This window comes from Paenibacillus sp. FSL K6-2859, from assembly GCF_038008265.1.
GTDB classification, from domain to species: domain Bacteria; phylum Bacillota; class Bacilli; order Paenibacillales; family Paenibacillaceae; genus Paenibacillus_AQ; species Paenibacillus_AQ nitricinens.
This window is the reverse complement of the sequence record NZ_JBBOYU010000001.1, coordinates 510,519-534,708: the sequence shown is the minus strand read 5'-3', so window position 1 is coordinate 534,708 and position 24,190 is coordinate 510,519. Positions and strand designations below refer to the sequence as shown.

Here is a 24,190-nt window from a genome sequence, read left to right as displayed (position 1 = left end):
GATTGGGTCGTTTTTATTTTATTTATTTGCGAGTTTTAACTTATTCTCTTCATATTTTGTTTGTTGGAAGGCTTGCACTTTAGCCAGACCCAGATCCTCTTGCTTCTTGATGTAACCAGTCCAGATGGTATCAAATTCAGCATCGGATGAAGCCATCAAAAGCTTCGGTAGCGTTTTGCTGCGCAAATCTTTAATTTTAGATAAGATGACGCCCTCCGGGGAGCTTGCCAACGGATCGATTTGATCAAACTCGGAGATACTTTTTGTTTTTCCGCGAGTCCAGTCTTCCAGCTGTTTGAAAGGCTCTACAGCTGTAGGTGTCCATTGAGCTGTAATATTGGTATTCATCAGCATCCAGAACGTAAAGGAAGAACCATATTGCTTGTCGAATGCCGAACGGTCTTTATTCATTAGATCAAAGACTTCTGGTTTAAATTGGTCTTTGCCGTCAATCGTATCATAGCTGACGCCTTTTTCTCCAAGATAGAGGTCTTTATTACCTTCTTCGCTGTTCAGGTAACTAAGAAATTTAATAGCACGTTCTTTATCTTTAACATCTTTGGAGATCAGCGTTACTGTCCAGCCGGAAATAGCAGGGCCGTTTAGAGTAGGTGCATCCAGGTTGGTATTAGCCGGTCCGTCAACAGCGATATAAATTTTGTTCGGGTCTTGCTGATACAGCGTTCCCAGTTGGGCTGCAAAGTCAGTGCGTTGGTACAGCATCGCGAAGTAACGGCCTTGAGCGATTTTTTCTTCCATTTGAGGACGTTTATCAATAAAGATATCTTTTGCAAGCAAGCCGTCTTGGTTGGCTTGACGCAAAGTTTTCATCCAACGGATATATTCAGGGTCAGTCTCACGATTATACAGCTTTCCGTCTTTTTCTCTTGGAATAGCTAAGAAATTCTGAATGTATTGTTCCAGAGAATCGTTACCGGTTGCGGTAAATTCATGCAGACCGAGCGGAATCATCGGTTGACCATCGATTTCAGGGAATTTCTCTTTAGCTGCCTTCAGCGCAGCCACGAATCCTTCCGGTGTGCGCATATCAGGACTGCCAATCGCTTCATAAATGTCTTTGCGGACTACGAAGGTTTGGTTGGATACATAAGTGTCGCCATATTTCTCGTAATCTTTAGGTGAGGAAGAAGCATTCGGATAACCATATACATTGCCGTCGGCTTGTGTGTACCATCCCAGTTTGTCAGGGTCAGATACTTTGAAGAAATAAGGATCATATTCTTCGGCCAGTTTGTTCAGAGGAAGCACGAGATTACCTTCAATCATTTTCTTAACAGCATCTTCATACCAGCCCAGTGTAATGAAGTCCGGCAGTTTACCGGAAGCAATCAGTGTGTTCAGCTTTTCATTTTCGTTACCGGCTGGAACGATAAAGTTAATGTCAACACCGGTTTTCTTAGTGATATATTGGGAAGTAGGATCTACACCCCATTTATTAGGGAACCAGGCAAAGTTCAGGTACCAGTCAAACGTAATGGGTGATGTATCAGATTTCCAACCCGGCTCATCAGCGGATAGTGCTGTAGCTTCTGGGGCTGTTGTAGCTGTTGCCTCTGCTGTGTTACCTTCAGTTTTGTTTGCAGCATTACCTTTATTTGCGGTGTTGCCATTGTTGCCGGAACAGCCCGCTACGGACAGAACCATGATTGCTGCCATTAGCAGCAGCATTATTTTCTTTGGCTTTCTTTTCATGTCCATGCTTGTTTACCCCTTTTCTGAGATTGATTAATCATATAATTTATAACTCCAAGACTGCGGGAGCAGTCCGGAGGAGTTACCACTAGTTCGGGTGAAGTGCGACTGGCACTTAGCCCTTGATGGAGCCAATCATCATCCCTTTCACGAAATAACGTTGCAGGAACGGGTAAGCAAAGATAATTGGAAGTGTTGTAACAACCATCGTAGCCAGCTTGATGGACTGCGAGGTCACGGTCCTGGTCACGGCGCTTCCCTGTACGGCAGTCATCATCAGATTGGAACTGGACTGGGCAACAACCCGGTACAAGAAAGTTTGAATCGGTTGCATGTTTTCATTGTTCATATAAATCATTCCGGTAAAATAATCATTCCATTGGTAAACGCCATGGAACAGCGCAATGGTAGCCAGTACAGGTAAGGAGACCGGCAGGACAACCCGCAGGAAGATGGACCAGTCATTCGCTCCATCAATACGCGCCGCTTCCTCCAGACCATCAGGAATATCCCGGAAGAAGGTCATGAAGATGATTAGATCGAAGAAGCTGAACATAACCGGAATAATATAAACCAGAAAATTTTCCAGTAGATGAAGATCTCTGATGAGTAGGTACGTCGGAATAAGTCCGCCTGCAAAGATCATGGTTATCGTGCCTAACAGGATGTATAATTTGCCCCCTACCAGATCCTTGCGGGAAAACGCATATGCTACCATCGCCGTAAAGAACACATGCAGACCTACACCGAGAAGTGTTTTAGCTACGGTAAGCCACATCGCCCTCATAATTCCCGGGCTAGCGAATACGGCACTAAAGTTCTCCAATGAAAATTTGCGCGGAAACCAGTAAATCCCGCCCAGCATAGCATCTTTTCCGTCATTAAAAGCATTAATCAGCACGTACCAGATCGGATACAGCGTAACGAAGCAAATACAAAGCATTCCAATATTGTTGACTATATCAAAGACAACTTCGCCCTTTGTTCTGCGATTCAGTGTAATCATGTACAGGTCCTCCTTGGCCTAAAACAACGAGGTGTCGTTGAGTTTTTTGGATACTTGGTTGGCAATTAGCAGCAGAATGAGCGAGATAACCGATTTGAACATCCCAATTGCGGTTGAATACGAGAAGCGGGCCGAGAGCAGACCGGTATAGTAAACATAATAGTCAATCACATTGCTCGCGCTGTCATTCAGCGAATTGCGCAGTACTAGAATCTGGTCAAAATTGGAGTTCAGTACACCGCTGACCGCCAGAATAAACAAGATGCTGATCGTGCCTTTGATGGTCGGTACGGTAACATACCACATTTTCTGGAATCTTCCGGCACCGTCGATAGTGGCCGCTTCATACATTTCTGGAGATATGCTGGTAATGGCAGCCAGATAGATGATCGCTGACCAGCCCAGCTCCTTCCATAAATCCGAGGTAATAATAATGGTCCAAAAATATTTCGGTTCAGCCAGGAACGAAATCGGCTGATCAATCAAATGCAGCGCCATCAGAATATTGTTAATGATGCCCACATCTGCCAGCCAAGTGGCGAGAATCCCGCCAAGAACGACCCAGGACAGGAAGTGGGGCAGATACGATATCGTCTGAATACTCTTCTTAAAGCGAACGGATCGGATTTCGTTCAGAAAGAGGGCGAATATGATCGGAAGCGGAAAGATCAATAGTTTGATTAAGCTAATGCCCAGCGTATTCTTCATTACATACATAAAATTATCGTCTGCCAGGAACTCTTTGAAGTTCGCGAGACCGACCCAAGGGGCTTCCGAGATGGGCTTGACGATGTTGTACTCCTTGAAGGCAATAATAATGCCATACATCGGAATGTAGTTAAAAATAATCATCCATACTACACCGAGCAGTGCCATTGTCTGCAAATGTCGTTGAGTAATGAACTTCTTCCAAATCGGGGTGCGGTTTACTTTACCGGTTTCGAAATTGCCAGGAATAAGCGGCTTCATCGCTGGACTTAATTCCACGCCTTTTTTGTTCTCCATCCTTTGGACCTCCAGGCTATATATCTTTTTCTATTTCTAAAGCGCTTACAATATTTATATACTTATTGTATTTGCTTTTGCCTGTCTCCGTAAGGTATTGAATTTCGGATTATAGGTTCCATTTTTCGGGTTCAAGCTAAAACGCTTTCGGAATCCTTTAAAGACGGTAAGCGTTTATGCAAGAAAAATAAGGATAATGTATCATGTGAAGCTTCTACTTTCCTGTATATGGAAAAATATAAGGAGGGCCTATGCCCTCCCCTTTAGTGTTATGCTAATATTGCTTGAATTTGTTTAATTTCTCCACGCCGCAAAGCCTCTGCCTCTTCACCACGAACGAATGCTCCAGAAATTCCGGTCACTGTTCCATCGTGGTAGACGAGCGTCATGCTCTGAATAACAACCTTCTTCTCACCGAATGTATTCTCACGTTCTGGGTTCGAATAAGTGACTTCCGTTCCACCTAGGAACATGAAGGAAAGTTTGCCGTGTTCATCAAATAGCCAGCCAGGTAGAACCGGATCCAAAGATAATGTAAGCTGTCCATCTTCTACTCTGAAAACATGGCTTCCGGCCATCATCGTTCTCCACATACTCAGAAATTCAGCGGTCGACCCACTTAATCTTGCAACGAACCCTCTACCGTGATTGTTCGGATCAGGATTACCTCCGGTAGCGATAAAGGATGAATTTTCAAGCGTGCTGCGTCCATAGACAGCCGGGTCCAGGAACGGAACCAGCGAGGTCTTCAGTTCTCCGTAGAACTCCTCATAAAGCCCGCCCTTCAACAGCTCAAGCAAATATTTGTAGGACATATGCAGGAAGTTAGACTCCCGCTCCAGCCAGCCTGGCGTAAAGGCTCTCATTCGTCCGATCTCATGAGACTCTCCCTCTAGACTAACCGATGTTTGATACATAGACGTAGTCGGATCATATAGCTCTGTTCGCTTAATCAAATTGTATATTTCTTTCGCCTGCACCGGATCTTTCAGCGTCTTCAACCAGCGAGTAGGTCCCTCAAGGAAATATGGCAATGCATAGACCTCAAACTCCTCGACCACAGCTTTTGGCAGGCCATATCCGCTGATTACCGGTTGCCCCTCAGCATCTGTTACCTGCTGGAATTTCTTCGCCTCAAAACGGAAGTAGGTTGGGGTAAGTCCATTACCAAGTTCTACTGCCTTGTTGATCCCCTCGTCGATTTTGACCAAGAACTTGGAGAGAACCTCACGAATGTATTCTAAGTTTACTTCAGACTCAGTCCCAGTAATACCGAAACGGATACGTGCTCTATAGGCCTCACGCGCCGAAGCTACAGTGTCCCAATAATTGAATTGTTCCAATTCTCCCGACAGAACCGCCGTGACCGCATGATATACCTCTTCAAGCAACTGTGCAATTTCTTCTGGGAGGTCTACAGCTCCTTGGACGCTCTCTTTACCCTTCAGAGTCTCTAACAAAAAGACTACGGTACGTTTCAGCTCAAAAGTCTCACTCATTCCGGAGCCGAACAATCCTGGCAGCCCATTCATAGCATCGTTCCAGCCCGGCTTATTGCCTTCCATTTCTACACCCATACCATAAGGGTCAAGTGTAGTAAATTTATTCAAGGCAAGAGACAGCATCTTCACGAACAAATTGGTGTGGTAAATGGCGCCGTGACCGCCTTCAGTACGCAGCCAATGGGTATCTCCAGCTTTCCATTTCAGCTTGTGCAGCTTCTCCTCATCCTCAAGGAGTGCGCCATATTGCCGGGCTTTTCCGTCACTGATTACATATTTTTCACTGCGTGGCAGCACATACGCTGGGCTGTCATAGAACGCATAAGTGTTATCCCCAAATAGAAGCTCCTGCTTTTTGTCAGGGAAGATATCCAAATAACCTACTACCAGATCCATATTATATGTCCAGTGATCCGACCAGAAGCCTTCGCCAAAAGCAGCCTCAATGTTTTGCTGTGACAAAGCTAGTAAGCCCGACAAAAACTCTTGCTCACTTACCTTCAAGGTAACATTATGATCCGCAATATAGTTCACTAAGCTACCCGGTGTAAATCGACTGCTGCACAGCTTTACAAGCTCCGCTTGATGATCTGCTACAGCTTCTCCAATCCAATCCTCAGCTTGTGCCTTACGGTCCGGTTTCACTTCAAAGGTTGTTCCTTGTACGCTCAGTGGGTTGTAGCCATCCGCCTGAATCAAGCTATAGAACATTTTGATGTTGAAGCTGCCCACCTTCGGATTGAAGAACACATCGTTCCGCCGATTCTGATTCATATCGCGGAAATTACCATTTCCCTGTGAATAATATTCAGGAGCCAATGAGAAGAAATTGTAGTCACGCTCCAAGTCACCGTGCTTACGCGAGTATAAGTGAACTACAAAGCCATCCCCACCATTGTCGAAGACAAAAGGATAGCCTCCACGCAGGAAGTTATCGAGATAGGATTGACGGCAATACGCATCAAACACAGACGATGAAGTGTGCGTAGCAATGTCTTCTGTTAATTCCTCCGTCAGACCTGCGGCCTCTTGAGATTTAGACAGGATATATTCATCGCGGCATAGCTGCTCCGCCTTCTTATTGATTTTGTCGATGTCATTTACATGTCCAACCAGTGTATTCAGGATCAGACTGCTATCTGGTGCTAAACGTCTTGCCACTCCGCTAAAACCGCACGGAACCTTGTTGACCGGGTATTGCGGAAGCTCGCCCAGTTCGGCAAGGGTTAATCCCGCAAAGCGGTCTGGGTACGTAAGCGAGGTATTGCCACCAAAGACTAGCTCGAAATCGACGATTGGCGAGACTTTTTCTCCTTCTCCAGTGAACGACAGGTAGAAATGGCCATTGGTAATTTCGCTAACCTGTGCATCATCATTGGTGCTGGAACGCAGCTTATAGAACGGAATGCCATTCTCTAAGTTGTATACGTCCATCCAGCTGCGCAGCAGATTTCCTATTTCCTTGTATCCGCTGTTCTCTACGCCGTAAGGCAAGATTTCAGGCAAACCATCCATCAGCTCCAGCTCGATCTCTTTACCGCCAATGTTCTCAATCTCTACCCGACGTACCAATGCTGCATAATCGTCATTAGGCAAATTAAAATAGTGTACGGTCGTCTTAAGACCATGTCCGGCATGGCTTTCTTCAATGGTAAGTCCATTAGGCAAAATGGTCATGAGGCGCTTTGCAGCAGGATCTGGACGTGCAGATTGAAACGGTTCATAAATCTCTTGCTCGCCTTTAATTTTGATAAAGGTTCTGAAACCGGTCGTGCCTACGTTCTTATAAGAGATATTTGCAGGAGAGAATTCCATGATCGGCGAATTCTTATCGCGTACCCCGAAGCTGCAAATGGCCTGACCCCGATTCACATAAAAAGTCCACATCGGAATTCCCTTCAGTCCGGCAAGACCCGGTAAGAAACTGGAGAAAGGCTTTCCTTCATCAAATTGCTCCATTACAAATGTACCTGATTCGAAATAATAGTTGCTCATACTTATGTCCTCCTAAGTAGTAGATTATTTATGAAATCAAATGCGTTACGATGGAATGAGGCGATAGCTCACAGCTTGCAATTTCTTCGCCTAGACCTAGCGTTACATTGTGTACTTCTTCACTTTCATTCATCAGTACGACAGCAATACTACTGTCAGGATTACGGAATGCTGTGGTTAAGATACCTTTCGCTTCAGATGTAAATCCGATCCGTACCGCACCGGGCGCAATAAATTTACTGAAATGCCCAATGTAATAATAGGAGCTGTTATAATGCACTTCATCCGCTGTAGTATCTGCAATAATCGGTGCATCGCAGAGATTGCCTACATGGTTAGGACCTCCAGTCTCATCCAGTACCAGGTTCCAATCCAGATATCCTTCTGTCCACGCATTGAAATCTCCAATCATGTTTCTGCCGTAACGTTCGCCAGTAAACCATTCCCCCAGCTTAACGCCGCCCTCTTGGCAGCCCTCTGTGAACAACAGATGCTTGTCAGGAAATAAATCATGTACCTTTTCTACTTTGTCGAACTCCTCACCTCCGTACCAGTGAATACCTGTACCCCATACATACTTTGCAGCGTCAGGATCAGATAATACTGCCGAAGCACGCTCGACCATAATATCGCGGTTATGATCCCAAATTACAATGTTCACATCGGAATGGCCGGTTTGATGCATCACCGGTCCAAGATGATTTTTAACAAAATCCCGTTCCTCTTCCGCACTATAAATACATGAATCCCAGACCTGAACGGCAGCCGGCTCATTTTGCACGGAAACTGCCCAAATCGGTACTCCCTCTTTTCCATAAGCTTCAATGAATTTCGTATAGTAACGTGCCCAAACTTCTGCGAATTCCGGCTTCAGTGATCCACCGTTATTCATTTCTCCATTGGTTTTCATCCATGCCGGAGGACTCCAAGGAGAAGCCAGCATCGTGAATGCACCGCCTCTTACTTCCATGGCGTCTTTTATCAGCGGAAGTACCCACTTATGATCATGTGAGATATCAAAAGTAGCTAGCTCTGTATCATAATCCGCAACATACGTATAATTTCCGAGGGCAAAATCACAGCTGTGAATATGAACACGGCCCATGCTATAGCCTAACCCCTCTACAGGATGGAAGTACCGATGAATAACCTCTGCCCGTTTCTCGGAGCTCAAGCGTGACAACGTATAAGCTGCAGCTTCTGTGAAAGCGCCGCCAAATCCAATCATCTTTTGAAACTCCTGCTCTGGCTTAATCTCCACATCGGCAGACCCAGATCCTACTCTTGCGCTAAAAACAATTGCATCTTTTGGAGTTAAGCGTTCCCCTGTATCTTTTGCAGTTACCACAGTTTGAACTTTTGCCATTTCATCCATCTCCTCTGAATTGTTTTCTTACCAAAGCACTAGTCTTTACTGGATCATCTTCCGATGTTGTAAAATTCGGAGCAATGAGCCATTAATCGAAATAATCGAAACCGGTTTCGATTATTTCGAAAAAAAATGATCTTCCAAATCAATTGAAAGAGCATTTTATAAACAATGGGTCTATTATAGCTCCATCTCACTAAATAAGATGTGCCAAATACCACTATTTCATCTCATATGAACAATTCAAAGCTATACTGTCTTTTACTTTAGCAGGACTCTTTTCAGTTCGTCAAGTTATCGGACTAATATCCGTTAGTCGGAGGTGCACAGGATTCCCGTACAACCACTTCCACCGGAACTAAAATCGCTTCCTTATCTAACACTTTACCCTCAATTGTAGTTAAAAGAATGTCTGCTGCTCGGCTTCCAAGAAGTTCCGTGTCCTGACGCACCGTTGTCAACGCAGGTGAAACATACTCGGCAAGATCGATGTCATCGTAACCCATAACTGAAATATCCATCGGTACGGAAAGTCCACTATCTTTAGCGGCCATAATAGCCCCTAAGGCTAGTAAGTCACCCGAAGCAAAGACGGCGGTTGGACGTTCAGGGAGCTTAAGAAGCTCCAGCATCGCGTTATAGCCACTTTCCCGAGAATAAAAGGCTCCGTTTACTACATAGGACTTAGGCACTTTAAACCCTCGTTGCTTCATGGCGGTCTTGTATCCCAGCTCCCGCATTTTCCCTGGAAACGTGTTCATACCTCCGGATATATGGGCAATCTTGCGATGCCCCAAGCAGGCTAGATACTCCACTGCCAGCTGGGCTCCAGATGTATTATCTGAGCATACCGTATGCGTCTCAGAAGTCTCAAAATCCATAATAACGGTAGGAATATCACTCTCAAGCAGTTCACGGAAATACGGATCTTCATAATCGGACAAGAAGACAACAACGCCGTCTACGCCACGAATTCTGCAATTCTCTAAATAACCGCTTTGTTTACCGCCAACATCCTTGGAGATAAACATGAGGGCATAACCCTTTTCAACAGCAACCTTCTTAAAGCTCTCGATCACAGCGCTGAAAAAAGGATGGCGAATACCAAATCCCGTATTCTCTACGAATAGCACACCGATGGTCCACGATTTCTTAGTGGTCAGTGTACGGGCATGTGAATTTGGCAAATATCCCATTTCTTGGGCAACCCGGAATATTTCCTGACGAGTTTTCTCACGTACATCGGAATAATTATTAAACGCCTTAGAAACCGTTGTTGGAGAGTAACCGGTTCTTTTGGCAATATCGTATATCGTTGTCAAATCGGCTCGCTCCTTGCCCTGACAAATGAAATGCCTTTTGTTCACTGCAATTTTAACGTCTTTCCGTACCGCCGTCCAGCGAAAAGTAGCTTTGTACAGAGGGGAGTAGTGTAACGGCCTGAATCAACAGCCCTAGACTCATATAGATCAGATGTATAATTGCAACACTATTCAGCATGTACGTCTGCACCGTTATCCAAATGATTTGCCCAAATCCGATATACAGAGACAAAGCCCAGAAGCTATATAATTTCTTGAACGGATTTAATCGTTCCACCAAGTGCCACTGAGGTCTCTTGACCAGACCATAAACAACGAAGATGGGTAGTAGACCAAATACGATAAATAGCAGAATACCCGGGAATAAAAAATCAGAGAATGGCGATCTTTCCAGCATAGAAGTCGGCATTTTCATTAGATCCCCGCTTGGATCTATTACAAGAGCACCGCCCCCTCCTAACGCTCCAACCCCCAAAAAAATAAGAAGAATATAAAGCCATGTTACTGTACCCGGCCTTCCCTTCGTTAATTCCATTTTACTTCCCCATTTCCAAATAAGAATTAGAGCAACCCTATCTAGATAACGAATCTGCCCTTCTTTCTATTTTACAAGTTTTCCCTGTTTGTCACCGAGATGCATATCACAAATTTGGCTGTGTTTACGGTTTTTTTACGTACGATGTGAACAGCAGCGCTTTACGTTATACTAAGTTTAGAAGCTTACATTTCACCTAACGGAACTCATAAATAAACATCATTGAATCCAAAGCATAAACAACTTTTACGTCCTTATAAGCGAGAAATCCAAGACATAAAGTATGGTGTGGAACTTATAGTTTATATTTCAAAAACAAGGAGACAGGACATGCGTACACATGCGCTGCACCTAACATACCTATGAACGATACCGACCTTCTATCTACCAAGCAGTGTGCTTATTGCCACAAGCTAAAGCCGCTCACAGAATTTCGCAGACGTACAGGCAAACGTTCCAAGGGGCAGTCACGCCGTGGTGCCTGCCGTGAATGTCGCAAGCAACGGGAAACACTAAATATAAAACTCACAGCAAACCCCTTACTGGTGAAGCTTGATACGATCCAAACCCATCAGCACACTCTATTGGAGCGTCCCAAAGAGGGAAAGCCGTCTTCCGCTGCTGCTTCTTCAGGACAATCTAATCCGAACCGACGCGTACGAGGTTTGGAGCAGCGAAGAAAACGGCCGCATGCTCAAGGCACAAAGCTAAATCCCGAAGATCCAACCCAATTGATTCCTTCTGCCAAAGGGATGATTCTAATGCGCGGTCATAGCGACAAGGGACGGCGCTGGCATCAGGAGATCGATCTAGCGCTTGCAATTACCCTCGTCAGGGAACATGCCGCTATCGTTGTAAACCGTCGAACGATTCGACGATTGTATAGTAATAAGGATTTTCGCGCTTATATACTAGCCAGAGACAATTATACCTGCTACTTCTGCGGCGCTTATGGAGACACCATCGACCATTTACTGCCACGTGCTAAAGGTGGTCATACAACCCCAGATAATTGCGTCTGCGCTTGCACGTTATGTAATCAGACTAAAGCTGATAAATCTGTTGAGGATTTTATGGGCCGAATATAACAACTCAAATCAAAAAGCCCTAATCTCGGAGGTTGTTCTGTTTCCGTGAACAGAACAGCCTCCGAGGTTAGGGTCGCTTTTTAATGTGGAGAAGTGTAGTTTATTTAGTTGCCTGTAATATTCTTAACTCGTCCTACCTGTCCGCTAGTCAATCTGACCTTAATGCCGTGCGGATGCCGAGGCGAGTTCGTGAGAATATCTTTCACCGTACCGTGTGTTAGCTTGCCTGTAGGCTGATCCTGCTTAAGTACAATATCCACTTCAAGCCCAGGACGAATATCCGCTCTTACTTGTCCGTTCATGAAATAATCCCCTTTCATGGGTTATAATGTTGTCAACAACAATAGATAAGGATGAGACATTATGGCCTTCGGCATCAACAGAGAAGAATTAACCCGTTGGAAAAAAGCGGTCTCCGCAGGAGAGATCGCCTTCTTGACTCATTATTGGCTGGATCCTCGTTTTCCTGGCATCACTACCGTCACCAAGGTGGGCTGTAGTGATCTTACCACTCTGAAACATTGGTGCGAGAAGAATGGGCTGCCTGCCCAATATATTCATAATCGTTCATCGTTTCCCCACTTCGACCTCATTGGACCAAGGCAGGCAGAAATCCTTCGGCAAGAAGGTTTATGGGATCAGCTGGAACGTTTCAAAATGCTCTAAATACAAATTGTGATTTGAGACGTATTAATTACTTCTTTTTTCGTAAATCCTGCATGATTTTACGGCCGGTAGGGGTCTGTGCTAAACCGCCTCCTGCAGTCTCTCGGTGTTTCTCTGGCATAGCTGAGCCTACCTCGAGCATAACCTTGATAACTTCATCGGAAGGAATCACACTACGAACACCAGCCAGTGCCATATCTGCGGCGGCAAGTGCGGTAACTGCACCGAATCCGTTTCTAACAATACAAGGAATCTCTACAAGTCCGCCAACCGGATCACAAATCAAGCCTAAAGTGTTCTTAAGGGCTAGCCCGACAGCATGCACTGCTTGTGCAGGCGTTCCGCCGCGTAGCTCGGTTAACGCGCCTGCTGCCATCCCAATGGCAGAACCTACCTCAGCTTGACAGCCGCCTTCCGCACCCGATACAAAGGAATTATTGGCGATGACATAACCGATAGCCCCGGCTGCGAACAATCCGGATACCATGTAGTCATCATCCCAGCCAAACCGTTCCTGACAGCTGAGAAATACACCCGGAATAATCCCGCATGAACCAGCAGTAGGCGTCGCAATGATCCGGCCCATAGAAGCATTCACTTCGGATACAGCCAGCGCGTAAGCCATAGCTTGACCTGCAGGTCCACCTAGGCATGGCTCATCAGCCGCGTTATATGCGCCTACACGCTGGGCATCCATACCTGTAAGGCCGCTGCGCGAAGTTGTATCCTCATTCATTCCGCGGTGAACAGCCTCTTTCATCACGCCATAATATTCACGCATTGTGGAAAATTCATGATCACTGGAACGTCCAGATTCCGCGCTTTGCTCTTCGAGCATAAGTGCTCCAATCGTGAGACCACGTTCCTCACACAATACAGCCAGCTCGCTAAGTGTTTGAAAATTCATGTTAAACTTTCCTTCCCCTTCTCATCTTGCTTACCTTCGTTTAAGTTGACCAGCTTCACGGATTTCACAGCAGTGAGCGCTTTAAGCGCTTCAATAAGCTCCGGTGTAGCCGCTTCATCCAGCTCCAGCACCGTTAAGGCTGCACCACTACGATTCTTACGATCCAGAGACATATGCCCTATATTAAACTGTCCGTTACGCATTACTTCCGTAACACTTGCCAGAACACCTAAATAATCCATATGATTAATCAGAACTGTCGGATAGATCCCCGTAAGCTTCACCCCAAAACCGTCGATATCAACAATTTCGATGTTTCCTCCACCAATAGATGTCCCTGTTAGCGTCAGTTCGCTTCCTGTTTCTTGTCCGATGAGATGCAGCTTAACCGTGTTCGGATGTGGGAACAGACCTGTTCCTTGCTTAAAAGAAACCTCCATCCCTGCTTCGACCGCCAGTTCTAGGGAATCTGGAAGCCGGTGATCGTCGGTAGTGAAATCAAGTAACCCTCCAACAATCGCCCGATCTGTGCCATGTCCCTGATAAGTTGCTGCAAAAGAACCAAAAAACGTTACTTCAGCCACACGCGGTACTTCACCCAACACCTGCCTTGCAGCCCTCCCGATCCGTGCCGCCCCAGCGGTATGTGAGCTTGAAGGACCGACCATTGCCGGACCAATAATTGAAAATACATCCTTAAAACGCATAAAAGACCTCCTGCCTGCAAGAATAGGCAATTATCGTACTCCTATATAGTATACTGCACTAGCAGTCGGAGTTCACCGTGACATTTGCTGTGATAAATATATATCTTATATTGCGTATTCAGAGGGAGGGGAGTATTTTCTATTTTGTCCTGAGTATCACAAGATATCCTGAGAATACAGCATAATTCCACCTATATACTACCTCAGTATGCTACCACAGCTGATAAGCAGCTTCATAATTATCCGCAACCATTTTCCTATAAATCATACTTGTTCCCTCGCTTGAACAGCATGGCATAAAGCATGAAGTGTGCTCCGAGGAAGCTTTTCCAGCTCCAGCAGCGCTTCGTAAGGATCGTCCTCTAATCCCATAGCTTTCGCAAAGGCAGGCTCTGTCTTCCATCCGCTTGATTTTAAAAGAATGATTCGTTCGCGAAAATCATCATCCATCTGAGCTAAAATTTCAGCTTCAACGATCATATGCAAATAACCATTCTGGAGCTCCGTTCGCCTCGGCTGTCCAAACAGTTCGATAGGCCAGCCCTTTACCATAAAGTTAATTTTCGTTCGAGGAATGCCTTGAACCACTCGTGATTCGCTAACAAACCCCTCCATGGCTCCAAAATATCGAACAACTAGCGCTTTAAACTTCATAGGATCATAAACCTCACAAATGATATCCAAATCGCTGCCCTCCACTTGAATTCCAAGCGGTATTGTCCCAACCAACAAAGGGTTATAGTCTGTTAGCAAATTCATAATATCCAGCTCTAAAAGAAGGTTATAGACCTCTTTCTGAACCGCGGTTCCATGAATCAAATAATCAACATTTCGCCAATCATTCATTCTGGACAAGCGCCTCCTCCGACTCGGGTTTATAAACGCATATGTATGTATTGATGACAGCGCACGCTTTTCTGGGCGCATGCATAGAAATATACGGAAGATAGAATGCAAGGAGGGTATTTCAAAAAAATGAATCCCATCTACCCCTATTATGGGGAGCGGACAGTATGTAAAGAGCAGCCTATTGCTTTTCCTCCACAGCATCAAGATCGTCAGCCGGGCCTGGAAAGTCTGATGAATCCTCGTCCCATCAGTGAAAACCCTGAAATTATCGGCAGTGGAAAACTGAAGGGAAAGGTTGCACTCATCACCGGAGGCGACAGCGGAATTGGGAAAGCGGCAGCCATTGCTTTTGCCAAAGAAGGTGCAGACATTGCTATAGCTTATTTATACGAAGCCTCAGATGCAGAAGTCACTCAAAAGCGGATCGAAGAATTAGGGCAACGCTGTTTAAGGATTGAAGTTGATTTACGCCATAAGGAGAATTGCTTCAGGGCTGTGGAGTATACGATCCGCACCTTCGGCAAGCTGGACATTCTGGTCAATAATCACGGGGTCCAATATCCGCAGAAAAGTATTTTGGATATTACAGAAGAGCAATTGTACCAGACGTTTCAGACGAATATCTTTCCATTCTTTTATCTCACACAGGCCGCACTTCCACATTTTAAAAAAGGTGCATCCATCATTAATACCGCTTCCATTACTGCCTATCAAGGAAATAAAGAGCTCATAGATTATTCCTCCACCAAAGGGGCGGTGGTCTCTTTTACCCGCTCTTTAGCCTTGTCTCTCGTAGACGCTGGCATCCGCGTCAACAGTGTAGCTCCCGGTCCGGTATGGACCCCACTGATTCCCTCAAGCTACTCTGCAGAGGAAGTTAGTATCTTTGGTACAAATACACCTTTTAAACGTGCTGCACAGCCTTATGAGCTAGCAGGAGCATATCTCTTTTTAGCGGGCCCTGATTCTTCATATGTTACCGGGACATGTATACATGTCAACGGTGGAGATATGGTCACCAGCTGATACACAATACACCACGAGAGGAATGTATACCTATGAATAAGATGCCCGATTATGATATGCCTTCTGTCCGTTTAACAAGTGGCATGTATGCCTTAACAAAATTAGCCTGCGCAGGGCTAACATACGTCCTTATCTCCTTACTTATGCTTGGGTTTCCACAACATAACGGCATACCTGAGGGTTGGCCTCTTTCGATCCCCTATGCGATTTACGCTTATGGACTGCCAGCCGCACTGGTAGCCGATGTTCTGCTGCGCCTCCTGCGTTCCACATCCCACATCGTTTCCCTTGTTGTATACGTAGCCGCAGGTTTCGGTGCAGGTCTATGGCTGGCAGCAGAACAAGGTGCAGAGCTACTGCTATGGGGCCTGGCTGGAATTTTGGGACTGTTGCTGCTACGAGTGACGCAACTGGGTGTAGAGCGTTCCCCTCTGTTACTGCCAGTGTTTGCACTTTTTCTACCGCTGCTCTGCTTACTGCTGTTATAAGCTGCACTCAGAGTGCTTCTATGATATCACCGGCAATGATACCCGCTGGATTATTCCGCTGACGGGCGGCTCTCTCCCCGGCTAATCCGTGTAGATATACACCAAAAGCTGCTGCCTGCGCCTCATTCAATCCCTGAGCCAGCAGGCTGGAAATGATGCCCGTTAGCACATCACCGGCTCCACCAGTGCCCATGCCGGGATGGCCTGTGGTGTTTACATAAGCTTGTCCTTCAGGCGTTGCTATTACCGTATGGGCTCCTTTTAATACAAGCGTAACCCCATGCTCTTTCGCATATCCCATAGCCAGACTGATGCGGTCCCGTTGCACCTGAGCTATTGTTATACTAGCAAGACGGGCCATCTCGCCTGGATGAGGCGTCAGAATCACCGGATGGCGTCTACTTGCCCAGCTCTTGTAATCAGCGTCAGCTAATATATTTAAAGCATCCGCATCGATCACCAGAGGACAATCCGTCCCTTCCCAGAGATTGCGAAGCCATTCTGTATCCGCCTCGAATCGACCAAGACCGGGACCAATGGCTAGAACATCTCGCTCTTTACTTAGCTTCAGTAGCTCTGAAACGCTCCCTGCTTGCCAGCTTCCATCTTCATTACCCTCAACATCGGCTAGCATGAGTTCAGGGGCAGAACCGATGATACAGGGCAAGAGCTTCTGCGGAAGCGCCCATGTCACTAATCCGCAGCCTGCCCGGAGCGCAGCACGGGCAGAGAGCAGGCCGGCACCGCTCATTCTTAAGGTGCCGGCAACAAGAAGGACATGCCCATAAGTCCCCTTATGGCCCTCAGGCGAACGCCGGCGGGCCATATCTACGCCCAGATGGGCATGCAGCACTTCAGGTGTCAGCAGGTGAACCTGCACACCGCTTTCAGGGGCCAACGCAGTAGGAATACCGATGGCCCGGACCTTCACCTGCCCCGCAGCGCTAGCGCCGGGGTACTGCAGGAGGCCTCGCTTGAGAAACGCGAGGCAAACCGTCACCGACGCATGAATGCAAGGCTCATGCGTCTCACCCGTGTCCGCGTTCAGACCACTCGGGATGTCCGCGGACACGATCACTTTACCGCTGCTGTTCGCTGCGGCAATCAGCTCCGCATAGGCGCCGCGCGGGGCTCCCGCGGCGCCAGTGCCGAGCAGCGCATCCAAGATGCCGCTGCACTCGGCAAGGTCCAGCCGATCCCTGCCGTACACCACGGCAGGGAGACCCATGGCTGCAGCCGCATCGCGCTGCAGGGCGGCCTCGCCGGAGAGCGACTCCGGCGGCACCGCATAAACGAGCGTGACGGCGATGCCAGTCTCGCGAAGATACCGTGCGGCGGCGAGGCCATCGCCGCCGTTGTTGCCTTTGCCGACGAGGATGAACCATCGCTCGGCGGCGGCATTGTCCAGGGTCAGCGCATGATCTGCGCTGACCTGAAATGCCGCGCCAGCCAGCGCGGCATCCTTCCCGGCGTCTTCCCATCCGGCTGCATTTCTGCAGCCCTCTCCACCTCTCCGCCGGCACAGTGCAACGATCTCCTCTGCGATCACTCTTCCCGCATTCTCCATCAGCGCAATAGCTGGAATCCCCAGCCGCTGAATCGTTTCTCCGTCCAGCCGCCGCATTTGCTCAGCAGTTACCAGATACATGGTTCGGCCCCTTTCCGCTACACTTCAATCCACATCTAGCTTAATATCAATACGCTACAGTAAATCTCGTCCGGCTAAAATTCCCTTCCTCCAGCTCGTCCACCATAGCAACAGCAAAATCCTCTACACTGATTATACTTTCGCCATTCTCATCAAAAACGAGACGACCGAGTCCAATGCGGAATTGGCCTGTACGTCGACCTGAATGAACTACCGCAGCAGGACTGGCATACGTATAATCCAGTTCTGTATTTTTGTAAATTTCATAGGCTTCCGCATGGGCTTCTGCCAATGGTCTAATCTCAGCTGGGAAGTCTGCCGTATCCATCAATAGCTCTCCAGTTTCAGTCTTCAAACTACCTGCACCACCCACAACCAGCAGTCGATTTAGCCCAGCTTCTTGCATTCCCTCTACAATTGCCTTAGCAGCTGTTATCAGATTCTTCTCTTGGCCGAGTACTGGACCGTATGCACTGATTACCTCTTCATGTCCACGGACCGCAGCCGCAACTGAAGCAGGATTTAGAACATCTACAGTTGTGATATGCATACGTTCATGTTCAAGGGTTATTGATTCTGGATTCCGTACCGCAGCTGTTACCTCATGTTTTCTTTTTAAAGCCTCCTGTACAATCGCCTTTCCAATCGTTCCTGATGCACCCAATACTACAACATCCATCTGTTTTTTCCTCACTTTTTCCGGGTAAGGCCAGCGTACGACCTTCCTATTTTTTATATTTTTTAATACTCGTCTCTGTAGCTTTCCCTTACAACCTTTAATCATTATTAATCCCATGAGGTCTACTTGAAATCAAAATCCCCACAAGTTAACTTCCAAACGAAAAACCCCTTAACCAATACAAGGGGCACTCTCTACTAAGTAGCATGTACTCGCATTAACGACGCAAAAACATTCCCTGAGAACGTGGCATGACCGGTTCAAAGCCATATTGTGCATATAATTTAGAAGCTTCCCCATCTGCAATCAGACTTACATAGGAATTGCCCGGTACAGTATAAAGGAACTCCCTGATTTCCCCCATGATCAATTTCCCTAAACCGCGCCCCTGATATGAAGGCTTCACTGCGATATCCGTGACCTGAAAAAAACATCCCCCATCGCCGATCACCCTTCCCATCCCGATTAAGGTATTCTCCTCGTACAAGGTTACCGCAAAAATAGAACGAGGCAGCCCTATTGCAGCCCCTTCGGAGCTCATTGCACTCAGTCCAGCCTCTTTTCTCAGCGCTAAATACTGTTCCACTGAAGGACATTCATGACGTATATTTAGCTTTCCTGTTCTCCCCATACCGTTCACCTCCTAGCTTTACACGATAAACCAAGCTTAACACCGTTCAGCATTGCTGTACCAACTATATACGACTCTATGGTACACAGGCAAGACTCGCCGGCTTCGTTGGGTTGAACCGATCTGTTAACCATTAAGTAAAAATAAAGCAAACAGACACATCCAACAAAGTGGTAAGTATTATATTCTTGAATCCTATTACTCACTGTGTGGAATAGTATTTATAACAATACTCTAAAAGGGATGGTGAAGCATAATGTCTCCTGTAGCCAAGCTGTTCAAATGGGGAACATGCCTGTATGAAGCCTTTCTGGCTCTGCCGTTGATCGGTGGACTCTTTATCATCGCTAATGGTTGGGTCCCACTTGCCATTGCCTTTTTGCTACACGCAGTAGCTATCGTTATATTGCAAAGAGAGCGGAGACCCATCGTCGGAAACGTTCTAGGTATCATCACCTCGATTTTAGCGTTCATCCCTATCCTAGGCTGGATTATGCACGGCGTCACTGCGCTCGTACTACTGATGGAGGGTGTGTCCGCCTCACGCCAAGCCCCTCGTTATTAAAAAACTGCTTGTATCGTCGGTCGCTTGCTTGGTGAAAAGAGAACAGAGCAGCGTTTCTCCATGTTCGGAAGAATCGCTGCTCTGTCTTCTCCACTGCTGCTATTCATTAAAAAGAGCTACCTATTTGGTGTTTTTCAAGCCAATAGCGATTATAGGTTCGTTAGCATGCCAAATGTGCAAAAAACTGCGTTTAGAGTCTTCTGAGTCCGAGCGGTGTTTTGTATCAAAAAACAGAGGAGTTGCCCCAGCAGGGATTTCAAGGCTGCTGAGGCAACTCCATAATTTTTATCCAGAAAGATAATTGATCCCTTTATGATTGCCCGAGATTGCATCAACGTCCTGCCGATTGGGAATCGGCCCGCCGGGTTCCACTCTCATTAATGTAACGCCCATTTGCGTTGCCATTGCCATTCTCAAAACGTTTGCGTTCCGTACGCTCCATCTGAACAATCTGACCTTCATGCACCACGATGTGCAAGGAGCCAAATTCCATATCATCCAGAAGCCCTGCAATCCGCGTAAGCCATAAATCATCCACTTTCAGCGGTTTAGCCATTCCCTAGCCTCCCTTTCCCCATCCAAAGGATTATATCCGCCTAAATTTCATAATTCCGTTATTACCAACCAGTATACTATGAATTAACTTAGCACGGAACCAAAAGTACTGTCAATGGGCATTTTTTCGTGATAACCAGCTTTTAATAATCATCGTCACCAAAGCCAACAACAGGAGCAGAGAAGCTACTGCAAAAGAGGCTGAAAATTGATACTCATTGTACAAAATCTCGACATGCAGCGGCAGTGTATTTGTCTCCCCACGTATATGACCGGACACGACTGAGACTGCACCGAACTCGCCCATGGCCCGCGCATTACACAAAATAATGCCGTATAATAACCCCCATTTAATATTAGGAAGCGTGACTCTGAAAAAGATTTGCCACCCATGTGCTCCGAGGGTTATCGCTGCCTCTTCCTCCTGTGTCCCTTGATCCTCCATCAGTGGTATCAACTCACGCGCCACAAAAGGAAAGGTAACAAACAGTGTGGCCAACACTATGCCTGGAAGCGCAAATACGATCTTGATATCATGGGCGCTCAGCCAAGGGCCAAACCAACCGTTAGCGCCGAAGACGAGCACAAAGATCAGACCGCCGATGACAGGCGATACTGCAAAGGGGAGATCAATCAAGGTAATGAGAAACCCTTTGCCTCGAAAACGAAACTTGGTTACTGCCCATGCAGCCGCTACGCCAAAAAAGGTATTCAGTGGAACAGTGATCGCTGCAACAAGCAACGTCAGCCGCAGCGCGGAGCGGGCATCTGGATCGGTCAGAGCAGCTATATATACGTCCCAGCCCTTTTTCAGCGCCTCTGTCAGCACTACAATCAAAGGCAAGGCAATCAGCCAAAAAAGGACTAGGCCAGCAGCTCCGATCAATACCCATTTTACAGCCTTGGTTTCCGTTGTCGCTGGCGAGGACGTATTCTTTTGCAGCCGGGGGGCTTGGAGTGGGATGGTGCCTGCCACAAGTTATTCCTCCTTTAAAGGGTTTTACGAAAGCATGATTAGCTTCTGAAAAATGCCGAACAACGGGAAATATGAAGCGTCTTCGAGTGAATTTTGGAGTTATCGGGCGGCTGGAATCGTTCAAACAAGATTACTGGTAATGGGTCACTTCCAAGGAATATTGGACTTCCGATCGCTGTTATCCTCAGATTTCCTGATTTGAACCGCTCACCGCGGAAGAAATCCGAGGATAAAGGCGAACGCTAACGCTTCTACAGTTCCAATATTCCTCTCCGTTCCTTTCTTACCAGTTATCCGGTTCAAAACTTCGAGATCGCTATCGCTCCTCTAAAAGAAAATTCACTCTGCGAATCCTCAATTTCCCTTGGGATTCCGCATTTTACTGAAGCAAGAATGCTTCGTAAAATAAAGTCGTCATTTACCTGTTCGGTTATAGCTTCGCTAATACTCGCTCAGCAAAACAAAACTTCAAAATTAAATACTTGCAATATAGAGAGTCAAAACCTAAGAACTTACCGAGAAGTCTTACGCACCCAACGCTGGAGCGTATTAATGACTAACAGCATTAAGAAGGAAATGAGAAGCAGGAGCAACGCAACGGCGGTAGCACCAGCATAATCATACTGCTCCAGTTTGGACATAATAAGCAAAGGCGCAATCTCCGTTCTCATCGGCATATTACCGGAGATGAACACGACAGAGCCGAATTCGCCAATACCACGGGCAAATGCCAAAGCAAAGCCTGTTAACAACGGCGGGAACAGCTCAGGCAGTACTACTGAACGAAAGGTTCTCCAGCGGCCTGCACCGAGGGTTGCCGAGGCTTCCTCCATATCTCGGTCCAAATCCTCCAGCACCGGCTGTACCGTTCGCACGACGAACGGTATTCCGATGAACATTAAGGCGAGGGTAATGCCAAGCGGAGTAAATGCCACCTTTAATCCTAGTGGCTCAAGCCACGCCCCGATCCAGCCATTTGTGGCATAAAGAGCCGTCAAGGAGACACCAGCTACAGCTGTCGGTAAAGCAAACGGAAGATCAATCAGCGCATCAAATATTCTTTTACCCGGAAATTCGTAACGCACTAGTACCCACGCTAGCAAGAGACCTAGAATAGCATCCACAAAAGCAGCGGCCGCTGCCGTAGACAGACTGACACGATACGAAGCCAATACACGCGGATCAGTAGCTACATCCCAGAATTTCGCCCAGCTCAGCCCAGTAGAATTGAACAGCAATGCTGAGAGTGGCAAGAGTACCACGAGACTCAGATAAAGTACGCTGTACCCCATCGTTATCCCAAAACCGGGTAGTATCTTTCGTCGCGTTGTCGCCGATACAGCTGTAGTCGTTGCGGTGACATTCATCCCCTATTCATCCTTTCTCGCCTTCGGCAGGTTAGCCGATCAGCCCCTTACTAGGGACAAATCTCTTAATGAGGTTGTTCAAAAAGTCCACTTTTGATCACGAAGTATCCCAAGAAGCTTACTCGACATCGAATATTGAATTCAGGCGTAGCTTCCACTACGCTCCGCTCCTCAGTTTCTACCTTCTTTCAATCTTCTCGGTGCTGAAAACCGTACTTTTTGAACACGCACTTAAAGAAAAATATAATTTCCGTTTTATTAATCTGTTATTTAGCACCCGGCACATAAATCTTGTCAAAGATCCCGCCATCGTTAAAATGCTTCTCTTGCGTTTCTTTCCAGGTTCCGAATTTATCAGCCAATGTGAAGAGCTTTATTTCCGGGAACTTATCTTTATATTGTACTTTCACGCTTTCTAGCGTCGGGCGGTAGTAGTTCTCAGCTGCGATTTTTTGTCCTTCCTCCGTATAGAGATACTTCAAGTAAGCCTCGGACACTTCACGCGTATTTCTTTTATCCACAACCTTATCTACTATTGCTACCGGCGGTTCGGCCAGGATGCTCTCAGATGGATTCACGATATCGAATTTATCTGGACCAAGCTCTTCTACAGAAAGATAAGCTTCATTCTCCCATGCAATCAGCACATCGCCAATTCCACGCTCTACAAAAGTAGTCGTAGAACCGCGCGCACCCGTATCCAGCACCGGAACATGTTTGAACAATTCTTTTACAAATTCCTCAGCCTTAGCTTCGTCGTTATTGTTGTGGTCTAGCGCGTAACCCCACGCCGCCAAGTAGTTCCAACGTGCGCCACCTGATGTTTTCGGATTCGGTGTAATCACTTCTACGCCTTCCTTAAGCAGATCTGGCCAATCTTTGATTCCTTTTGGATTTCCTTTGCGTACTAAGAATACGATCGTCGAGGTGTACGGTGAACTGTTATGATCAAATTTACTTTGCCAACCTTCATTAATAAGGCCCTTTTCTTGCAATGCATCAATATCATAACCAAGTGCTAATGTCACAACATCCGCTTCCAGACCATCAAGCACAGCACGGCTTTGTTTCCCCGATCCACCGTGGGATTGTTTAATCGTGACCTTCTGTCCTGTTTCTTTCTCCCAATAGGCAGCAAAAGCTTTATTATAATTCTCGTACAATTCGCGAGTAGGGTCATAAGATACGTTCAGTAGTTCTACTGGATCTTTGGATGGCGCTTTTGTAGCTTCAGCAGCATTCGTGGCCTCCGCTGTGTTGGTTTTTGCTGGTGTGTCCGTTGCCGAACTAGCACTATTTCCGCTATTGTTATTGCCGCCGCAAGCAGCAGTAAGTCCTGCCGTCAACAACAAGGTAAATCCTACAAGAAGCCCTTTATTCATAGCTCTCTTCATCATTCCCACTCCCCCATGTTTTTCTTGCCTTCATTTCTTTCGTAAAAAAAGAACGGAGGAAAGCCCACGTATGGCAAGTCAAACCGGTCCTATGACACGTGTCTGCGAGCCTAATGCAGGCGTTCCTCCGTCTGTACGGTAAGAACTTTCTTCAATTATTCCTATCTACTTAGTTGGTTTATATGGATATAATACTG

At 46.6% G+C, this 24,190-nt stretch carries 23 protein-coding genes; 5 read left to right on the top strand and 18 right to left on the bottom strand.

The genetic code is table 11. From position 1 onward, the window contains the following. Positions 1–18 precede the first annotated feature (18 nt). The 7 genes from MHB64_RS02380 to MHB64_RS02350 form a co-directional block, all read right to left on the bottom strand. Positions 19–1,719 carry an extracellular solute-binding protein gene (locus tag MHB64_RS02380; RefSeq protein WP_094874189.1) on the bottom strand — a complete coding sequence of 567 codons (1,701 nt, stop codon included), beginning with the start codon at positions 1,717–1,719 and terminating at the stop codon, positions 19–21. A gap of 109 nt (positions 1,720–1,828) precedes the next feature. Next, positions 1,829–2,719, bottom strand: a complete 891-nt coding sequence (locus MHB64_RS02375; RefSeq protein ID WP_094874190.1) for a carbohydrate ABC transporter permease — start codon at positions 2,717–2,719, stop codon at positions 1,829–1,831. A gap of 18 nt (positions 2,720–2,737) precedes the next feature. Beyond that, the gene (locus MHB64_RS02370) at positions 2,738–3,688 is read right to left on the bottom strand and encodes an ABC transporter permease (protein WP_256990030.1); all 951 of its coding nucleotides are present in this window, start codon (positions 3,686–3,688) and stop codon (positions 2,738–2,740) included. A gap of 305 nt (positions 3,689–3,993) precedes the next feature. Then, positions 3,994–7,221 (bottom strand): cellobiose phosphorylase, encoded by a 3,228-nt coding sequence (locus MHB64_RS02365; protein WP_341133634.1) that lies wholly within the window; start codon positions 7,219–7,221, stop codon positions 3,994–3,996. Between the two features lie 28 nt (positions 7,222–7,249). Beyond that, the gene (locus MHB64_RS02360) at positions 7,250–8,587 is read right to left on the bottom strand and encodes a glycoside hydrolase family 30 protein (protein WP_094874193.1); all 1,338 of its coding nucleotides are present in this window, start codon (positions 8,585–8,587) and stop codon (positions 7,250–7,252) included. 305 nt (positions 8,588–8,892) lie between these two features. Further along, a complete protein-coding gene (locus MHB64_RS02355) occupies positions 8,893–9,912 on the bottom strand; it encodes a LacI family DNA-binding transcriptional regulator (protein ID WP_094874194.1) in 1,020 nt (339 codons plus the stop codon). Between the two features lie 52 nt (positions 9,913–9,964). Then, the gene (locus MHB64_RS02350; RefSeq protein ID WP_094874195.1) at positions 9,965–10,447 is read right to left on the bottom strand and encodes a hypothetical protein; all 483 of its coding nucleotides are present in this window, start codon (positions 10,445–10,447) and stop codon (positions 9,965–9,967) included. A 362-nt stretch (positions 10,448–10,809) separates the two neighbouring features. On the opposite strand from MHB64_RS02350, the gene MHB64_RS02345 reads away from it, so the two are divergent. After that, positions 10,810–11,535, top strand: a complete 726-nt coding sequence (locus MHB64_RS02345; RefSeq protein WP_094874196.1) for an HNH endonuclease — start codon at positions 10,810–10,812, stop codon at positions 11,533–11,535. A 104-nt stretch (positions 11,536–11,639) separates the two neighbouring features. On the opposite strand, the gene MHB64_RS02340 is transcribed toward MHB64_RS02345, so the two are convergent. Beyond that, complete coding sequence (locus MHB64_RS02340) at positions 11,640–11,837, bottom strand: YwbE family protein (RefSeq protein WP_042184438.1); 198 nt, start codon at positions 11,835–11,837, stop codon at positions 11,640–11,642. A 61-nt stretch (positions 11,838–11,898) separates the two neighbouring features. Here MHB64_RS02340 and MHB64_RS02335 point away from each other — a divergent pair, with 61 nt between their 5' ends. Further along, positions 11,899–12,201 (top strand): hypothetical protein, encoded by a 303-nt coding sequence (locus tag MHB64_RS02335; protein ID WP_094878233.1) that lies wholly within the window; start codon positions 11,899–11,901, stop codon positions 12,199–12,201. Positions 12,202–12,229: 28 nt separating this feature from the next. Here MHB64_RS02335 and sdaAA read toward each other — a convergent pair whose 3' ends face one another. The 3 genes from sdaAA to MHB64_RS02320 form a co-directional block, all read right to left on the bottom strand. Next, the gene (gene sdaAA, locus MHB64_RS02330; RefSeq protein ID WP_060626723.1) at positions 12,230–13,108 is read right to left on the bottom strand and encodes an L-serine ammonia-lyase, iron-sulfur-dependent, subunit alpha; all 879 of its coding nucleotides are present in this window, start codon (positions 13,106–13,108) and stop codon (positions 12,230–12,232) included. Further along, positions 13,105–13,815, bottom strand: coding sequence for an L-serine ammonia-lyase, iron-sulfur-dependent subunit beta (gene sdaAB, locus MHB64_RS02325; RefSeq protein WP_076285196.1), 711 nt, complete (start codon positions 13,813–13,815; stop codon positions 13,105–13,107). The genes sdaAA and sdaAB overlap by 4 nt, the downstream gene beginning before the upstream one ends. A gap of 264 nt (positions 13,816–14,079) precedes the next feature. Continuing rightward, positions 14,080–14,661, bottom strand: coding sequence for a DUF4269 domain-containing protein (locus MHB64_RS02320; protein WP_094874199.1), 582 nt, complete (start codon positions 14,659–14,661; stop codon positions 14,080–14,082). Between the two features lie 129 nt (positions 14,662–14,790). Here MHB64_RS02320 and MHB64_RS02315 point away from each other — a divergent pair, with 129 nt between their 5' ends. Beyond that, complete coding sequence (locus MHB64_RS02315; protein WP_341133633.1) at positions 14,791–15,690, top strand: SDR family oxidoreductase; 900 nt, start codon at positions 14,791–14,793, stop codon at positions 15,688–15,690. 32 nt (positions 15,691–15,722) lie between these two features. Continuing rightward, positions 15,723–16,178, top strand: coding sequence for a hypothetical protein (locus tag MHB64_RS02310; RefSeq protein WP_341133632.1), 456 nt, complete (start codon positions 15,723–15,725; stop codon positions 16,176–16,178). Between the two features lie 7 nt (positions 16,179–16,185). Here MHB64_RS02310 and MHB64_RS02305 read toward each other — a convergent pair whose 3' ends face one another. The 3 genes from MHB64_RS02305 to MHB64_RS02295 form a co-directional block, all read right to left on the bottom strand. Continuing rightward, positions 16,186–17,826: an NAD(P)H-hydrate dehydratase gene (locus tag MHB64_RS02305; protein ID WP_341133631.1), complete on the bottom strand. Its 1,641-nt coding sequence runs from the start codon at positions 17,824–17,826 to the stop codon at positions 16,186–16,188. Positions 17,827–17,872: 46 nt separating this feature from the next. Beyond that, positions 17,873–18,505, bottom strand: a complete 633-nt coding sequence (locus tag MHB64_RS02300) for an NAD(P)-dependent oxidoreductase (RefSeq protein ID WP_341136042.1) — start codon at positions 18,503–18,505, stop codon at positions 17,873–17,875. 217 nt (positions 18,506–18,722) lie between these two features. After that, positions 18,723–19,136 carry a GNAT family N-acetyltransferase gene (locus MHB64_RS02295; RefSeq protein WP_094874204.1) on the bottom strand — a complete coding sequence of 138 codons (414 nt, stop codon included), beginning with the start codon at positions 19,134–19,136 and terminating at the stop codon, positions 18,723–18,725. Between the two features lie 256 nt (positions 19,137–19,392). Between MHB64_RS02295 and MHB64_RS02290 the strand changes: the two genes are divergently transcribed. Then, on the top strand, positions 19,393–19,701 hold the full coding sequence (locus MHB64_RS02290; RefSeq protein WP_094874205.1) for a hypothetical protein: 309 nt from the start codon (positions 19,393–19,395) through the stop codon (positions 19,699–19,701). Positions 19,702–20,032: 331 nt separating this feature from the next. Here the strand turns inward: MHB64_RS02290 and MHB64_RS02285 are convergent, their stop codons facing one another. The 4 genes from MHB64_RS02285 to MHB64_RS02270 all read right to left on the bottom strand — a co-directional run bounded on the left by MHB64_RS02285 (position 20,033) and on the right by MHB64_RS02270 (position 23,993). Then, on the bottom strand, positions 20,033–20,257 hold the full coding sequence (locus tag MHB64_RS02285) for a YezD family protein (RefSeq protein ID WP_042184406.1): 225 nt from the start codon (positions 20,255–20,257) through the stop codon (positions 20,033–20,035). A 111-nt stretch (positions 20,258–20,368) separates the two neighbouring features. Beyond that, positions 20,369–21,232: a sulfate ABC transporter permease subunit CysW gene (gene cysW / locus MHB64_RS02280; protein ID WP_042184404.1), complete on the bottom strand. Its 864-nt coding sequence runs from the start codon at positions 21,230–21,232 to the stop codon at positions 20,369–20,371. Between the two features lie 512 nt (positions 21,233–21,744). Further along, entirely contained in the window at positions 21,745–22,599 is an 855-nt protein-coding gene (gene cysT, locus MHB64_RS02275; RefSeq protein ID WP_076285184.1) for a sulfate ABC transporter permease subunit CysT, read from the bottom strand. 266 nt (positions 22,600–22,865) lie between these two features. Beyond that, positions 22,866–23,993, bottom strand: a complete 1,128-nt coding sequence (locus MHB64_RS02270) for a sulfate ABC transporter substrate-binding protein (RefSeq protein WP_094869717.1) — start codon at positions 23,991–23,993, stop codon at positions 22,866–22,868. Positions 23,994–24,190 lie beyond the last annotated feature (197 nt).

Coding starts and splice junctions, on each gene's coding strand:
- MHB64_RS02380 (WP_094874189.1), bottom strand. CDS start 1,719: ATGGACATGAAAAGAAAGCCAAAGAAAATAATGCTGCTGCTAATGGCA.
- MHB64_RS02375 (WP_094874190.1), bottom strand. CDS start 2,719: ATGATTACACTGAATCGCAGAACAAAGGGCGAAGTTGTCTTTGATATA.
- MHB64_RS02370 (WP_256990030.1), bottom strand. CDS start 3,688: ATGAAGCCGCTTATTCCTGGCAATTTCGAAACCGGTAAAGTAAACCGC.
- MHB64_RS02365 (WP_341133634.1), bottom strand. CDS start 7,221: ATGAGCAACTATTATTTCGAATCAGGTACATTTGTAATGGAGCAATTT.
- MHB64_RS02360 (WP_094874193.1), bottom strand. CDS start 8,587: ATGGCAAAAGTTCAAACTGTGGTAACTGCAAAAGATACAGGGGAACGC.
- MHB64_RS02350 (WP_094874195.1), bottom strand. CDS start 10,447: ATGGAATTAACGAAGGGAAGGCCGGGTACAGTAACATGGCTTTATATT.
- MHB64_RS02345 (WP_094874196.1), top strand. CDS start 10,810: ATGAACGATACCGACCTTCTATCTACCAAGCAGTGTGCTTATTGCCAC.
- MHB64_RS02340 (WP_042184438.1), bottom strand. CDS start 11,837: ATGAACGGACAAGTAAGAGCGGATATTCGTCCTGGGCTTGAAGTGGAT.
- MHB64_RS02335 (WP_094878233.1), top strand. CDS start 11,899: ATGGCCTTCGGCATCAACAGAGAAGAATTAACCCGTTGGAAAAAAGCG.
- sdaAA (WP_060626723.1), bottom strand. CDS start 13,108: ATGAATTTTCAAACACTTAGCGAGCTGGCTGTATTGTGTGAGGAACGT.
- sdaAB (WP_076285196.1), bottom strand. CDS start 13,815: ATGCGTTTTAAGGATGTATTTTCAATTATTGGTCCGGCAATGGTCGGT.
- MHB64_RS02320 (WP_094874199.1), bottom strand. CDS start 14,661: ATGAATGATTGGCGAAATGTTGATTATTTGATTCATGGAACCGCGGTT.
- MHB64_RS02315 (WP_341133633.1), top strand. CDS start 14,791: ATGAATCCCATCTACCCCTATTATGGGGAGCGGACAGTATGTAAAGAG.
- MHB64_RS02310 (WP_341133632.1), top strand. CDS start 15,723: ATGAATAAGATGCCCGATTATGATATGCCTTCTGTCCGTTTAACAAGT.
- MHB64_RS02305 (WP_341133631.1), bottom strand. CDS start 17,826: ATGTATCTGGTAACTGCTGAGCAAATGCGGCGGCTGGACGGAGAAACG.
- MHB64_RS02300 (WP_341136042.1), bottom strand. CDS start 18,505: ATGGATGTTGTAGTATTGGGTGCATCAGGAACGATTGGAAAGGCGATT.
- MHB64_RS02295 (WP_094874204.1), bottom strand. CDS start 19,136: ATGGGGAGAACAGGAAAGCTAAATATACGTCATGAATGTCCTTCAGTG.
- MHB64_RS02290 (WP_094874205.1), top strand. CDS start 19,393: ATGTCTCCTGTAGCCAAGCTGTTCAAATGGGGAACATGCCTGTATGAA.
- MHB64_RS02285 (WP_042184406.1), bottom strand. CDS start 20,257: ATGGCTAAACCGCTGAAAGTGGATGATTTATGGCTTACGCGGATTGCA.
- cysT (WP_076285184.1), bottom strand. CDS start 22,599: ATGAATGTCACCGCAACGACTACAGCTGTATCGGCGACAACGCGACGA.
- MHB64_RS02270 (WP_094869717.1), bottom strand. CDS start 23,993: ATGAAGAGAGCTATGAATAAAGGGCTTCTTGTAGGATTTACCTTGTTG.